General features: G+C 73.3%; 12 protein-coding genes and 1 tRNA gene. 5 read left to right on the top strand and 8 right to left on the bottom strand.

All coding sequences use genetic code 11. The features are described from left to right. Window positions 1-29 precede the first annotated feature (29 nt). The 7 genes from lysA to ASD06_RS01290 form a co-directional block, all read right to left on the bottom strand. A complete protein-coding gene (lysA, locus tag ASD06_RS01260; protein ID WP_056672138.1) occupies window positions 30-1451 on the bottom strand; it encodes a diaminopimelate decarboxylase in 1422 nt (473 codons plus the stop codon). Further along, window positions 1451-3094, bottom strand: coding sequence for an arginine--tRNA ligase (gene argS, locus ASD06_RS01265; protein ID WP_056672143.1), 1644 nt, complete (start codon window positions 3092-3094; stop codon window positions 1451-1453). Before argS ends, lysA begins: the two co-directional genes overlap by 1 nt. Window positions 3095-3129: 35 nt before the next feature. Beyond that, window positions 3130-3570, bottom strand: a complete 441-nt coding sequence (locus tag ASD06_RS01270) for a PleD family two-component system response regulator (protein WP_056672147.1) — start codon at window positions 3568-3570, stop codon at window positions 3130-3132. A gap of 156 nt (window positions 3571-3726) precedes the next feature. Further along, window positions 3727-3798: transfer RNA gene (locus ASD06_RS01275), tRNA-Arg, on the bottom strand. A gap of 50 nt (window positions 3799-3848) precedes the next feature. After that, window positions 3849-5039, bottom strand: coding sequence for a D-alanyl-D-alanine carboxypeptidase family protein (locus ASD06_RS01280; protein WP_056672150.1), 1191 nt, complete (start codon window positions 5037-5039; stop codon window positions 3849-3851). A gap of 250 nt (window positions 5040-5289) precedes the next feature. Next, entirely contained in the window at window positions 5290-6348 is a 1059-nt protein-coding gene (locus ASD06_RS01285; RefSeq protein WP_056672154.1) for a hemolysin family protein, read from the bottom strand. Next, complete coding sequence (locus tag ASD06_RS01290) at window positions 6345-7676, bottom strand: hemolysin family protein (protein WP_056672157.1); 1332 nt, start codon at window positions 7674-7676, stop codon at window positions 6345-6347. The genes ASD06_RS01285 and ASD06_RS01290 overlap by 4 nt, the downstream gene beginning before the upstream one ends. Window positions 7677-7901: 225 nt before the next feature. Here ASD06_RS01290 and ASD06_RS01295 point away from each other — a divergent pair, with 225 nt between their 5' ends. Further along, a complete protein-coding gene (locus ASD06_RS01295) occupies window positions 7902-8330 on the top strand; it encodes a VOC family protein (protein WP_056672160.1) in 429 nt (142 codons plus the stop codon). 19 nt (window positions 8331-8349) lie between these two features. On the opposite strand, the gene ASD06_RS01300 is transcribed toward ASD06_RS01295, so the two are convergent. Continuing rightward, complete coding sequence (locus ASD06_RS01300; protein WP_056672163.1) at window positions 8350-9801, bottom strand: GuaB1 family IMP dehydrogenase-related protein; 1452 nt, start codon at window positions 9799-9801, stop codon at window positions 8350-8352. Window positions 9802-9860: 59 nt separating this feature from the next. Between ASD06_RS01300 and ASD06_RS01305 the strand changes: the two genes are divergently transcribed. The 4 genes from ASD06_RS01305 (at window position 9861) to ASD06_RS01320 (ending at window position 13519) form a co-directional block, all read left to right on the top strand. Then, window positions 9861-10640 carry a response regulator transcription factor gene (locus ASD06_RS01305; protein WP_056672166.1) on the top strand — a complete coding sequence of 260 codons (780 nt, stop codon included), beginning with the start codon at window positions 9861-9863 and terminating at the stop codon, window positions 10638-10640. Continuing rightward, the gene (locus ASD06_RS01310; protein WP_056672168.1) at window positions 10637-11671 is read left to right on the top strand and encodes an ATP-binding protein; all 1035 of its coding nucleotides are present in this window, start codon (window positions 10637-10639) and stop codon (window positions 11669-11671) included. Before ASD06_RS01305 ends, ASD06_RS01310 begins: the two co-directional genes overlap by 4 nt. Window positions 11672-11738: 67 nt before the next feature. After that, complete coding sequence (locus ASD06_RS01315) at window positions 11739-12737, top strand: ATP-binding cassette domain-containing protein (protein ID WP_056672170.1); 999 nt, start codon at window positions 11739-11741, stop codon at window positions 12735-12737. Continuing rightward, window positions 12737-13519: an ABC transporter permease gene (locus ASD06_RS01320; protein WP_056672173.1), complete on the top strand. Its 783-nt coding sequence runs from the start codon at window positions 12737-12739 to the stop codon at window positions 13517-13519. Before ASD06_RS01315 ends, ASD06_RS01320 begins: the two co-directional genes overlap by 1 nt. The last annotated feature ends 80 nt before the right edge of the window (window positions 13520-13599 follow it).

Raw genomic sequence — 13599 nt, forward strand, 5'->3', positions numbered from 1 at the left:
TGGTCCGCCATCCGGACCTGCGGGGGTGTTCACCCGACGTCCAGCGCGAGCAGGTCGTCCTCGGTCTCGCGACGCAGCAGCACCCGCACCTGGCCGTCGCGCACCGCCAGCACCGGGGGCCGCGGCACGTGGTTGTACTGGCTGGCCATGCTGCGGCAGTAGGCACCCGTGCCCGGCACAGCGATGAGGTCACCGGGCCCGACGTCGCCGGGCAGGAACTCGTCCTTGACGACGACGTCCCCGCTCTCGCAGTGCTTGCCGACGACCCGGGAGAGCACGGGTGCGGCGTCCGAGCGGCGGTTGGCCAGCGTGGCTGAGTAGTCGGCGTCGTACAGCGCCGTGCGGATGTTGTCGCTCATGCCGCCGTCGACGGCCACGTACCGTCGGCTGCCACCGCCGTCGAGGCCGACGTCCTTGATGGTGCCGACGGTGTAGAGGGTGAACGTGCTCGGCCCCGCGATCGCCCGGCCCGGCTCGACCGAGATGCGAGGGACGGCGACACCGAGGTCGGCGCACTCGCGGCGCACGATCCGGGCCAGGCCCTGCGCGAGCTCGGCCACCGGCAGCGGGTCGTGCTCGGTCGTGTAGGCGATGCCGAACCCACCCCCCAGGTCGAGCTCGGGCATCTGGACGCCGTGCTCACGGGCGACGTCGGCGTGCAGCGCGAGCACCCGCCGGGCGGCGAGCTCGAACCCCTGCGTGTCGAAGATCTGCGAGCCGATGTGCGAGTGCAGCCCGCGCAGCTCGAGCTCGGGGCGAGCCAGCACGCGTCGCACCGCCTCGCCCGCTTGGCCCTCGGCCAGCGAGAGCCCGAACTTCTGGTCCTCGTGGGCCGTGGCGATGTAGGAGTGCGTGTGCGCCTCGACGCCCACCGTCACGCGCACCAGCACCGGTGCGCGCACCCCCCGCGCGGCCGCCAGGTCGGCGACGCGGTCGACCTCGGCCAGCGAGTCGAGCACGATGCGACCGATGCCGGCGTCCAGGGCGCGACCGATCTCGGCGTCGCTCTTGTTGTTGCCGTGCAGGCCGATCCGCGCGGGCGGCACCTCAGCGCGCAGGGCCACGGCCAGCTCTCCACCCGAGCAGGTGTCGAGCGACAGCCCCTCCTCGACCACCCAGCGCGCCACCGCCGTCGACAGGAACGCCTTGCCGGCGTAGTACACGTCGGCGCCGCCGCACAGGTCGGCGAAGGCGGCGTCGAACGCCTCCGCGTACTCGCGGGCCCGCGCGCGGAAGTCGGCCTCGTCGACGACGTACGCGGGCGTGCCGTACTGCTCGGCGATCGCGACGACGTCGACGCCGCCGACCTTGACCATGCCGCACCGGCTCCCCCGCCGCACCGTGCGCGCCCACAGCTGCGGCAGCAGCTCGTTGACGTCGCCAGGAGGTCGTAGCCACGACGGCCCGTGGTAACCCTCGGCGTGCAGGGCACCGGCCTCGTGCGCCCGCACTACATCTGCTCCGGCGCGCTCACGCCGAGCAGGTCGAGCCCGCGCGCGAGCACCGTGCGGGTGGCCTCGTTCAGCCACAGCCGCGTGCGGTGCAGGTCGGTGACCTCCTCGTCGCCGACCGGCCGCACCCGGCACTCGTCGTACCACTTGTGGTACGCGCCGGCGAGGTCCTCGAGGTAGCGGGCCACGCGGTGCGGCTCGCGCAGCTCGGCCGCCTGGGCCACCACCCGCGGGAACTCCCCCAGCGTGCCGAGCAGCACCGACTCGGTCTCGTGGTCGAGCAGCGCCGGGTCGAAGCCGTCCTCGCGGCGGACGCCGTCCTCGGCGGCCAGCCGCGACATCCGGCTGATCCGGGCGTGGGCGTACTGCACGTAGAAGACCGGGTTGTCGTTGGTGCGCTTGCGCAGCTGCTCGCCGTCGAGGTTGAGCGGCGAGTCCGAGGGGTAGCGCGACAACGAGTACCGCACGGCGTCCGTGCCGATCCACTTGATGAGGTCACGCATCTCGATCATGTTCCCCGCGCGCTTGGCCATGCGGGCGCCCTGGATGCTGATCAGCTGGCCGATGAGCACCTCGATGTTGTGCTCAGGATCGTCTCCGGCGCAGGCCGCGATCGCCTTGAGGCGCCCCACGTAGCCGTGGTGGTCGGCGCCGAGCATGTACACCTTCTCGGGGAAGCCGCGGTCCTTCTTGCTCAGGTAGTACGCGGCGTCCGCAGCGAAGTAGGTGGCCACGCCGTCCTGGCGGATCAGGACGCGGTCCTTGTCGTCGCCGAAGTCGGTGGTGCGCAACCACACCGCACCGTCGGCGTCGAACACGTGCCCCTGCTCGCGCAGCCGGTTCACTGCCTGCTCGACCGCACCGCCGTCGTGCAGCGCGCGCTCGCTGAACCACACGTCGAAGTGGACGTCGAAGTCGGCCAGCACCTCCCGGATCTCCGCCAGCTGGGCCTGGTAGCCGAGGTCGCGCGCCACAGTGAGCGCCTCGGCCTCGGGAAGGTCCAGCAGATCCGGACGTTGGGCCAGCACGGTCTGGGCCAGGTCGGCGACGTACTCGCCCGGGTAACCGCCGTCGGGCACCGGCTCACCCTTCGCGCGGGCGAGCACCGAGATGGCGAAGCGGTCCATCTGGGCGCCCGCGTCGTTGACGTAGTACTCGCTGGTGACGTCGGCTCCGCTGGCGGTGAGCAGCCGGCGCAGCGAGTCCCCGAGGGCGGCCCAGCGGGTGTGGCCGATGTGCAGGGGGCCCGTCGGGTTGGCCGAGACGAACTCGAGGTTGACGACGTGACCGGTCAGGGCGGTGTTGTCGCCGTACGCCGCACCCTGCTCGACGACCGTGCGCGCCAGCTCACCGGCCGCCGCGGCGTCGAGCACCACGTTGAGGAACCCCGGGCCGGCAACCTCGACCTTTGCCACGCCCGGTACGTCGGCCAGCCGCCCGGCGAGCGCCTCGGCGAGCTGGCGCGGGGGCACCCCGGCGCCCTTCGCCAGCTGCAGCGCGATGTTGGTGGCCCAGTCACCGTGGTCGCGATTGCGCGGGCGCTCGACGCGGACCGTCTCCGGGACGGCGACGCTGAGCTCGCCGGAGCGCACGACCTCGACGAGGACGTCGTGGATGGCCTGGGACAGCTGCTCGGGGGTCACCCCCACAGGCTACCGGCGCAGTGTGGCCGACCCGATCAGCCGACCCGGCCAGCGGACGCGAGCACGCCGACGATGGCGACGAGCTCGTCGGGGTCGAACGGCTTGGCGATGAACGCGTCGACGCTCGCCTGCTCGGCCTGGGCGCGGTGGTGGCGCTGCACGGAGGCAGTGACCATGACCACCGGGAGGTGCTCGAGCCGGGGATCGCTGCGGATCATCGACACCGTCCACCAGCCGTCGCGCCGCGGCATGAGCGCGTCGACGGTGACGACGTCCGGCAGCGTGCCCTGCGGGTCGTTGAGCAGGTCGAGCGCCTCTTGGCCGTCGCGGGCCTCCATGACGTCGTAGCCCTCGAGCTCGAGGTTCATGACGATCAGCGCGCGCACGGAGTCGGTGTCGTCGCAGACCAGCACGCGTGGTGAGCTGAGGGTGCTGACGGCGCGCCGGCGCCGCCCTCTGCCCTGCTGCTGGACCATGCGACCAGGGTAGGCGGCGGACGACCCCCACGGGGTTGAACCCTTGATCCGAAGGAAGCCAGGCGCCCGCAGGCGGCGCCCGGACGGGTCCGGAAACGACGAACGGACCTGCGCATCGCAGGTCCGTTCGTTGCCGACGTCTGAGACGTCGCAGGGCGCCCCCGGCAGGATTCGAACCTGCGCTCCCGCCTCCGGAGGGCGGTGCTCTATCCCCTGAGCTACGGGGGCTCGGGCTCGACGAGGTTACCAGTCGCCAGCCGCGCGCCAGGACGGCGGTCTCACTCGCCCTCGACGAACTCCCAGTGCCAGGGCTCGGGCTTGCTGCCACCGGGACGCGCCCAGTCGGGGTTGTCCCACCCGAACGCCGGAGCGTTCTCCAGGAACCACGTGCGGCGGGCGCTGCCCACCTCGTCGGGCCCACCGCACACGTCGATCGCGAGGCCCCACCCGTGCTCGCTGGTGCCCGGTCGCGCCGCCAGTCCCGGCTTGCGGGCCGCGACGCTGTACTGCGACGCCAGCGACCGGTAGGAGTCGGTGAGGCACAGGTCGGAGCCGAAGCGGCCCTTGTAGACCTCGTTGAGCCGGATCAGCCGCACGGCCGCGTCGGCCCGCAGCTTGTGGCCCGGCGCGAACGGCAAGGCGCAGAGGATGGAGGACGGCAGCTGGCCGTTGGCGTAGTGCTGCCCCGGCTCGCGGCCGCTGCACCCGGCGATCGGGCCGCGCTCCTGCGAACGGGAGACCGCCACCATCCGAAACGCCGAGTCACCGAGGGCGCTGGCGGCGCGGGCCGAGGACTGCTCGGTGCTGCGCTGACGCCGGGCGTCCACCACGCCGACGGCGGCGGCCGCCTGGGGGCCGAGCGTGGCGGCAGCCTGGTCGGAGGCCGCTGAGGGCAAGGCGCCCACGGCAGACGCCACGGCACCGAGCGCCCCCACGGCGGCGACCGCGGCGACCGCGGCCAGGCCGCGATGGCGCGGCCCCGGGCGGGCCGTGACCTGGTCGCGTCGATGGGGCGCCCGCCGGGCGTTCGCGTCGACGACTACCTGGCGCTGGCGCAGCGGGGTGCGTAGCTGGGTCAGGGGCCCGGTGGCCGGCTGGCTGCCGCTATCGGCCGTCTCGGGCGCGGGGCGGGTGCGGCTTCGCGGCGTGCGGGTCTGGCGGCCCTTCGCCCGGGCGGCGCGCTCCTCAGCGCGAGCCGCGGCCTTGGCCTGCGCCCGCGTGAGGTAACTGGGGGTCGCAGGCGCCGGCGCCTGCGCCCGCGGGCGGTCGACCTGGAGGGGCTGGTGCGGCAGCACGGCCACTGCGGCGGCGAGCTCAGGCGCCGGGAGCGGCAGGGTCGGCTCCGAGCGGTTGGCCGGGGAGGTCGAGACGGCCGGGGCGACCGGTTCGCGGCGTCGCCGTCCGCGGTACTGCGACGCCGTCGGCTCCTCCGCGCGGATGCGGTCATCCGTCGAGAACGCACTGGGCACGCAGAGACTCCGGCGGGGTGTCGAGTTCGGGTGGTACCGACGTCGGACGGTACCCGTGGTCAATCGAGGTCGATCGAGGTCAATCGAGGTCAGTCGAGTTCAGTCGGGGTCGGACGATTTCGATAGACTTCGATCGAAATCGGCGGGGTTCGACCCGTCAGTCGACCTTAGAAGACTGCGGCGAATCACAACAGGGGCACTCGCTGCGAATGTGACGCACGCCACACCACACTGACGTTTCGGCGAGCGGCTACAGCCCGCGATCGACGATCCCGCGGTGCCGTCGGGTCTCGTCCCTCACCTCGCCGACCAGCTCCTCCAGCACGTCCTCGAGGAACACCACACCCGTCACCTGGTCGGCACTGACCACGCGCGCTAGATGAGCCCCCGAGCGCTGCATCGTCGCCAGCACGTCCTCGACGTCGTCAGCGGCGCCGACGGTCACCAACGCGCGCACCCGCTTCGGCGGGATCGGTGCGTCGTAGCGCTCGTCGTCGGCGTAGAGCACGTCCTTCAGGTGCAGGTAACCCACGAGCTGGCCGTCTGCGCCGGTGACGGGGAACCGCGAGAACCCCGTGCGCGCCACGAGCCGCTCCAGGTCGGCCGGCGTGCTGGCCTCGGGCAGGGTGACCAGGTCGGCGAGCGCCACCTCGACGTCACCGGCCGTGCGCTCGCTGAACTCCAGGGCGCCGGTGACGAGGCCGTGCTCGTCCTGCAGCAACCCCTCGGCCTGCGACTGGGCGACGATGGAGGAGACCTCCTCCGCGGTGAACGTCGAGGTCACCTCGGCCTTAGGCTCCACGCCGAGCAGGCGCAGGCACGCGTTGGCCAGACCGTTCAGTACCCCGATCACCGGGCCGAGCACCCGCGTCAGCCAGACCAACGGCGGCGCGAGCAGCAGCGCGGCGCGGTCGGGGCCGGCGATCGCGAGGTTCTTGGGCACCATCTCGCCCACCACCACGTGCAGGTACACCACGACGGCGAGCGCGAGCGCGAACGCCACGGGGTGCACGAGGCGCTCGGAGAGGCCGGCGGCGGCGAACGGCGCTTCCAGCAGGTGCGCGAGGGCCGGCTCGGCCACCGCTCCGAGGCTCACGGAGCAGACCGTGACCCCGAGCTGGGCCGCGGCGAGCATCGCCGAGACGTGCTCCATGGCGTGCAGCGTCGAGCGCGCCCGGCGCGAGCCCGCGTCGGCCAGCGGCTCGATCTGGCTGCGCCGGGCGGCCATGATCGCGAACTCGGCGCCGACGAAGTAGGCGTTCGCCAGCAGCAGCGCCGCCGCGACCCCGAGCGCCGCTCCCCCGCTCACGCCGTCCCGCCATCGGGTTCGGTGACGCCCAGACCCCGCACCGGCGTCACGCGCAGCCGGTCGACGCGGCGGCCGTCCATGCGTGACACGTGCAGGCGCCAACCGGGCACGGTGACGACGTCGCCCACCTGCGGCACGCGACCGATGCGGGCCATCACGAAGCCGCCGACGGTCTCGTAGGCGCCGTCGTCGGGCACGTCGGCGCCGATCCGGTCGCGCACCTCGTCGGGCCGCCACAGGCCAGGCACGACCCACGACCCGTCGCGCAGCCGTCGGCCGGCGGTGCGGCCGCGGTCGTGCTCGTCGGCGACCTCGCCGACGATCTCCTCGATGACGTCCTCGAGCGTCACCACGCCGGACGTGCCGCCGTACTCGTCGACCACCACCGCCAGCTGCAGGCCCTGCTCGCGCAGCTGGACGAGCAGCGGGTCCAGACGCACGGTCTCGGGCACCATCAGAGGGTCGGACATCAGCGCGGCCGCCGGCACGTCGCCGCGCCGCTCCGGCGGCACAGCGACCGCGCGCTTGATGTGGACGACGCCCACGACGTCGTCGAGGTCGTCGTCGACCACGGGGAAGCGCGAGTGGCCGGTGGTGCGCGCCAGCCGGACGACGTCCGCCGCGCTGTCGTCGCGGTGCACCACGGTGCACCGCAGGCGCGGGGTCATGACGTCCTCGGCCGTGCGGTCGGCGAACCCCAGCGAGCGGGTGAGCAGCTCAGCGGTGCCGGCGTCGAGGGTGCCGGCCTCGGCGGAGCGGCGCACGAGCGAGGCGAGCTCCTGCGGCGTGCGCGCACCCGACAGCTCCTCCTTCGGCTCCACGCCGAGCCGGCGCAAGACGGCGTTCGCGCTGCCGTTGAGCAGCGCGATCAGCGGACGCGCCACGGTGGAGAACACCCGCATGGGCACCGCGATGAGCTGCGCCGTGCTGAGGGGCCGGGCGATGGCGAGGTTCTTCGGCACCAGCTCGCCGACCACCATCGAGAAGGCGGTGGCGAGCACCAGGGCCACCGCGACCGCGACGGGGTCGACGGCAGACGCGGGGAGGCCGACGCCGGACAGCGGGGTCGCCAGCAGCCGCGCGATGCTGGGCTCGGCGAGGTAGCCGACCAGCAGGGTGGTCACCGTGATGCCCACCTGCGAGGCCGACAGCTGGGTCGACAGCCGGCGCAGCGCAGCCAGCACGCCCACCGAGCGCGCGTCACCGGCCTGCACCGAGCGCTCGACGGCGGACCGGTCGAGCGCGACGAGCGAGAACTCCGCCGCGACGAACACCGCGGTGCCGAGCGTGAGCACGACGCTGAGGAGCAGGAGCAGCCACTCGGTCACGAGGTGGCCTCGCGGGGCGGCTGCGCGCTGCGACCGGGGGGCTCGCTGCGTTGGTGAGGCTCGCGTTGGTGAGGCTCGTCCGGGGGATCGGTCTCGGGCTGCATCATCCCCCCGATCGTACGGCCTGCTCCCGACACCGCGCGCGGGCCGCCGTGGCACGGTGGACGACGACGGCAAGACGGCGGCGGACGACGATGGACGACGACGAGCCACGGGAGGTCACCGATGTCCGAAGCGCACGGCGTACCCACAGTGCGGCAGGTGGTGCTCGACGGGCCGGACGCCCGGGCGCTGGCGGAGTTCTACCGCCAGCTCTTCGCCCTTCAGTACCGCGAGGGCGACGCACCGCCCACCGACGGCAGCCCCGACGAGCGGGGCGCCGACTGGCTCGTGCTGCGCCACCCCTCGGGTGGCGTGCAGCTGGCGTTCCAGCAGGTGGCCGAGCTCACGCGCACGACCTGGCCGGACGCCACGGTGCCGATGCAGCTGCACCTCGACACCACGGTGGGCTCGCGCGCCGAGCTCGACGCCGCTCACGTCCGCGCGCTCGCGCTGGGCGCCCAGCTGCTGCTCGACCGCACCGACGACCCGGACGAGCCGCTGCGCGTGTACGCCGACCCCGCTGGCCACCCCTTCTGCGTGTTCGTCGGCTAGCGGCGCGCCCGCTGCGCGTTCACCACCCGGCCGGCAGGGGCCGTCCCTCCTCGTAGCCTGCGCTCGACTGCAAGCCCAGGACCGCGCGCTCGTGCAGGTCGGCGAGGTTGCGGGCGCCGACGTACGTCGCGGCGCTTCGCACCCCGGACGTGATCTGGTCGAGCAGGTCCTCGACCCCGGGACGCGCGGGGTCGAGCATCATCCGCGAGCTCGAGATGCCCTCCTCGAACAGGCCCTTGCGCGCCCGGTCGAACGCCGAGTCCTCCTTGGTGCGCGCCGCCACGGCTCGCGAGGACGCCATGCCGAAGCTCTCCTTGTACTCGCGGCCCTGCGCGTCGGTCATGAGGTCGCCGGGGCTCTCGCAGGTGCCGGCGAACCACGAGCCGACCATCACCTGGCTGGCCCCTGCCGCGAGGGCGAGCGCGACGTCGCGCGGGTGTCGCACGCCGCCGTCGGCCCACACGTGCTTGCCGAGCTCGCGCGCGGCGTCGGCGCACTCGAGCACCGCGGACAGCTGCGGCCGGCCGACGGCGGTCATCATGCGCGTGGTGCACATCGCCCCCGGACCCACCCCGACCTTGACGATGTCGGCGCCCGCCGCCACGAGATCGCGCACACCCTCGGCGGTGACGACGTTGCCGGCCACCACCGGCACCTGCGGGTCGAGCGCCCGCACGGCCGAAAGCGCCTCGAGCATCTTCTCCTGGTGACCGTGCGCGGTGTCGACGACGAGCGTGTCGATGCCGGCATCGAGCAGCACCTTCGCGGTGCCCGCCACGTCACCGTTGATCCCTACTGCCGCAGCGATCCTGAGCCGGCCGTTCGGGTCGACGGCGGGCCGGTAGATGGTCGAGCGCAGGGCCCCCTTCCGGGTGAGCAGCCCCTGCAGCACGCCCTCACGCACGACCGGCGCGAACCGCCGGCGCGCCTCATGCAGCAGCTCGAAGCCGGCGCGCAGGCCGCCCACCGCCTCGACGACGTCAGCCTCGACCGTGTGCACCTCGGGGCTCATCACGTCGGCCAGGAGCGTGTAGCGGTCGACGTCGGCGCAGTCCTGTGCCGTCACGATGCCGACCGGTCGGCGCGCCGCGTCGACCACGACGACCGCACCGTGCGCGCGCTTGGGCAGCAGGTGCAGCGCGTCGAGCACCGTGTCAGTGGGCGACAGCGTGAGCGCCGTCTCGAACACCGTGTGCCGCTCCTTGACCCAGCGCACGACCTGGGCGACGACGTCGGTCGGGATGTCCTGGGGGATCACGGCCAGACCGCCGCGCCGCGCGATGGTCTCCGCCATCCGGCGCCCGGCGACGGCGGTCATGTTGGCGACGACCACCGGGATCGTCGTCCCCGTGCCGTCCGTGGTCGACAGGTCGACGTCGAGCCGCGAGGTCACGTCCGACCGGTTCGGGACCAGGAAGACGTCGCTGTAGGTGAGGTCGGTCCGGGGGGTCTGCCCCTGCAGGAAGCGCACACCGGAACGATACGTGCAGCACACAGAACCCCCGCACGCTGCGCCGTAGCATCTGCGGCATGAGCGGCCAGCCCCAGACCGGCACCAACCACCCGCCACGACGCGTGCTCGTCGTCGAGGACGAGCCGACCATCGCCTTGTCGGTGGCGCACCGGCTCCGGGCCGAGGGCTACGCCGTCGACGTCGTCGGCGACGGCCCGAGCGCCGTCAGCGCCGCGGTGTCCGACCCGCCTGACGTCATGGTGCTCGACGTGATGCTCCCCGGCTTCGACGGCCTCGAGGTCTGCCGTCGGGTGCAGGCCGAACGACCGCTGCCGGTGCTGATGCTCACGGCGCGCGACGACGAGACCGACATGCTCATCGGGCTCGGGGTCGGCGCCGACGACTACATGACCAAGCCGTTCTCGATGCGTGAGCTCGTGGCCCGGGTGAACGCCTTGATCCGCCGGGTGGCGCGCGCCCAGCAGCTGGCTCACGTCGGCGACGCACCCTCGACCCTCGTGCTCGGGCCGGTCGAGATCGACCGGGCCGAGCGGCGCGTTCGCCGCGACGGCAGCGAGGTGCACCTGACGCCGATCGAGTTCGACCTGCTGGTGCGGCTGGCCTCCGACGCCCGCACCGTGCTGACGCGCGAGACCCTGTTGGCCGACGTGTGGGACTGGGCCGACGCGTCCGGCACGCGCACCGTCGACAGCCACATCAAGGCGCTGCGTCGCAAGCTCGGCCCGGGCCTGATCCGCACCGTGCACGGGGTCGGCTACTCGGCCGAACCGGCCGGTGACGCCGCTGACGGTGACGCCGCTGAAGGTGACGAGCCCGGGCAAGCCGACGCGCCATGACCGAGCGCACCGTGGCCGGCTCGCGGGTGCGAGACCTGCGCCCCCTCGACCCCTTCCGCTCCATCAAGATCAAGCTCGGGGTGCTGGTCGGAGCGACCACCACCATCTCGGCCGTCGCCGTGTGGGCAGGACTGCACAACGACCTCGCGACGCGCTACACGCTGCCGCTCTCGGTGGTCATCGCGCTCGCGGTCACCCAGCTGCTCGCGCGCGGGATGACGTCGCCGCTGCGCGAGATGACCGCTGCGGCGCAGGCCATGGCGCGCGGTGACTACAGCCGCCGGGTGCACGCCACGAGCAACGACGAGGTCGGCGAGCTGGCGCGTGCGTTCAACCGGATGGCCGAGGACCTCGGCGACGCCGACCGGCAGCGTCGCGAGCTCGTCGCCAACGTCAGCCACGAGCTGCGCACCCCGGTGTCGGCCCTGCGCGCGGTGCTCGAGAACCTCGTCGACGGTGTCACCACCCCGGACGACGCGTCGCTGCGCACCGCGCTGGCCCAGACCGAGCGCCTCGGCGACCTCGTGAGCCAGCTGCTCGACCTGTCGCGCGTCGAGGCCGGTGCGGTGCCCCTGCACCGCAACCGCTTCGCGCTGCGAGAGTTCCTGGCGGCCTGCGTGGAGCAGGCCGAGCTCGCCGGACGCGACGTGCACTACGTCGTCGACGTCGAGCCCGCCGACCTCACGCTCGTCGCCGACCAGGACCGCCTGCACCAGGTGGTGGCCAACCTGCTCGACAACGCAGCGCGCCACTCGCCCAAGGGCGGCGAGGTCGTCGCGCGGGCGCGTGGTGGCGTCGGGCAGGTGCAGCTCGACGTCATCGACGAGGGCCCCGGCATCGACCCGCAGGAGCGCCTGCGCGTGTTCGAGCGCTTCCACCGCGGCGGTGCGTCGGCGCACGACGGCGGCACCGGCCTGGGCCTGGCGATCGCGCGCTGGGTGGTCGACCTGCACCACGGCTCGATCCGCGTCGCCGAGTCGGCGACCGGCTGCGACATCCGCGTCATCGTGCCCCAGGCCCCGAGCTCCTGACCTCGTTTGACCCTCACGCCGGGTGAGATGCAAAGGTGGGGCTTCACGATCACCATGCACCTCGGGGGTGGGTTCCATCAGCACGCAGCCAACCGGTGAGCCCGGACGCACGCTGCAGGTCGTCGGGCTGACCAAGCGCTTCGGCCCGGTCATCGCCGTCGACGACCTCAGCTTCGAGGTCGAGCCGGGGCGCGTCACCGGCTTCCTGGGCCCGAACGGCGCCGGCAAGACCACGACCCTGCGCCTCCTGCTGGGTCTGCTGACGCCGACGTCCGGGCACTGCGCGATCGGCGGGCAGCCCTACCGCGACCTGCACGACCCCCTGCGGACGGTCGGCGCCGGGCTGGACGGGTCGTCGTTCCACCCCGGTCGCACCGCGCGCAACCACCTGCGCTGGATGTGCGCGAGCGCAGGAATCGCGACGACCCGGGTCGAGGAGGTGCTCGCCCTGGTCGGGCTCACCGAGGCCGCCGACCGGCGAGTGGGCGGCTTCTCGCTCGGCATGCGCCAGCGGCTCACCCTCGCCGGGGCGATGCTCGGCGACCCCGCCGTGCTGGTGCTCGACGAGCCGGCCAACGGTCTGGACCCCGAGGGCATCGCCTGGCTGCGCGGGTTCCTGCGCCACCTCGCGAGCCAGGGCCGCACGGTGCTCGTCAGCAGCCACGTGCTCTCGGAGGTGCAGCAGACCGTCGACGACGTCGTCATCCTCGCCCGCGGCCGCCTGGTGCACACGGGGCCGCTCGACTCGCTGTCGGGCGATCCCGGCGTCCGGGTCGTCACCCCAGACGCCGAGGCGCTGGCCTCGGCCCTGACGGCGGCGGGGCTGGCGCCGCAGGTGCAGCCGGACGGCGCTCTCGTCGTCCGCGGCTGCCCCCCGGAGCAGGTCGGGGACCTCGCGTTCACCGCCGGCGTGCGGCTGCACCTGCTCGCGCCGCTCGAACGTGACCTCGAGACCGCGTTCCTGCGCATGGTCGACGACGCGGAGCGCCGCATCGACCGCGAGCGCGCCACCCACCCCACCCCCACCCCCACCACCCCCACCGAGATCACGGACGGAGCCGCGTGATGGCCCGGGCGCTGCAGGCCGAGCTCGTCAAGATCCGCACCACCCGGATGTGGTGGGGACTGCTGCTGGGACTGGTCGTCCTGGTGGCGCTGCAGGTCACGGTCACCGCCGCGTTCTCCGGCCGCTCCCCCGGCGCTGGACAACCGGCGCTGCCCGGCCTCGACTCCGCCGAGGGACTGCGCACCGCCTTGTCGTCCGGCTTCCAGAGCGGCTACCTCATGGCGCTGGTGCTCGGCACGATCATCGGCGCCGTCGACTTCAGGCACCGCACCGCGACGCAGACGTTCCTCGCGACGCCGCACCGCAGCCGGGTCATCGCCGCCAAGGTGCTCTCGGGCGTGGCCTACGGCCTGCTCTACGCCGTCGTGACGCAGGCGCTGTCGCTCGCGCTCGTCGCGCTCGTCTCGACCATCCGCGGCGGCGGCCTCGGGGCCGCCGACGCCACGGTCGTGCGTGCCCTGCTCCTCGGGCTGCCCGGCATCGCCCTGTGGTGCGTCATCGGCGTGAGTCTGGGCATGCTGTTGCGCAACCAGATCGCCGCCGTGCTCGTCGCCGTGGGGTTCGTGTTCCTCATCGACCCGCTGCTCGGCCTGGCGCTCAACCAGCTCGACCTGCAGACCCTCGGCGAGTACACGGTGAGCAACGCGTCCACGGCCCTCGTGCAGGGCTACACGGGCAGCGACCTGCTGCCTTGGTGGGCCGGTGGCCTCGTCATGGTGGCCTACGGGCTGGTCATCGCCGTCGCGGCGTGGCTCACCTCGGCTCGCCGCGACATCACGTGACCCGGCGTCACGCCACGTGACATTTCACCCGACGTGGCGCGCGGGATCGCACCGGTGTCGGCGCTCAGCACGCCGACGCA

The organism is Angustibacter sp. Root456 (genome assembly GCF_001426435.1).
GTDB lineage: Bacteria > Actinomycetota > Actinomycetes > Actinomycetales > Angustibacteraceae > Angustibacter.

Coding starts and splice junctions, on each gene's coding strand:
- ASD06_RS01270 (WP_056672147.1), bottom strand. CDS start 3,570: ATGGTCCAGCAGCAGGGCAGAGGGCGGCGCCGGCGCGCCGTCAGCACC.
- ASD06_RS01295 (WP_056672160.1), top strand. CDS start 7,902: ATGTCCGAAGCGCACGGCGTACCCACAGTGCGGCAGGTGGTGCTCGAC.
- ASD06_RS01305 (WP_056672166.1), top strand. CDS start 9,861: ATGAGCGGCCAGCCCCAGACCGGCACCAACCACCCGCCACGACGCGTG.
- ASD06_RS01310 (WP_056672168.1), top strand. CDS start 10,637: ATGACCGAGCGCACCGTGGCCGGCTCGCGGGTGCGAGACCTGCGCCCC.
- ASD06_RS01320 (WP_056672173.1), top strand. CDS start 12,737: ATGGCCCGGGCGCTGCAGGCCGAGCTCGTCAAGATCCGCACCACCCGG.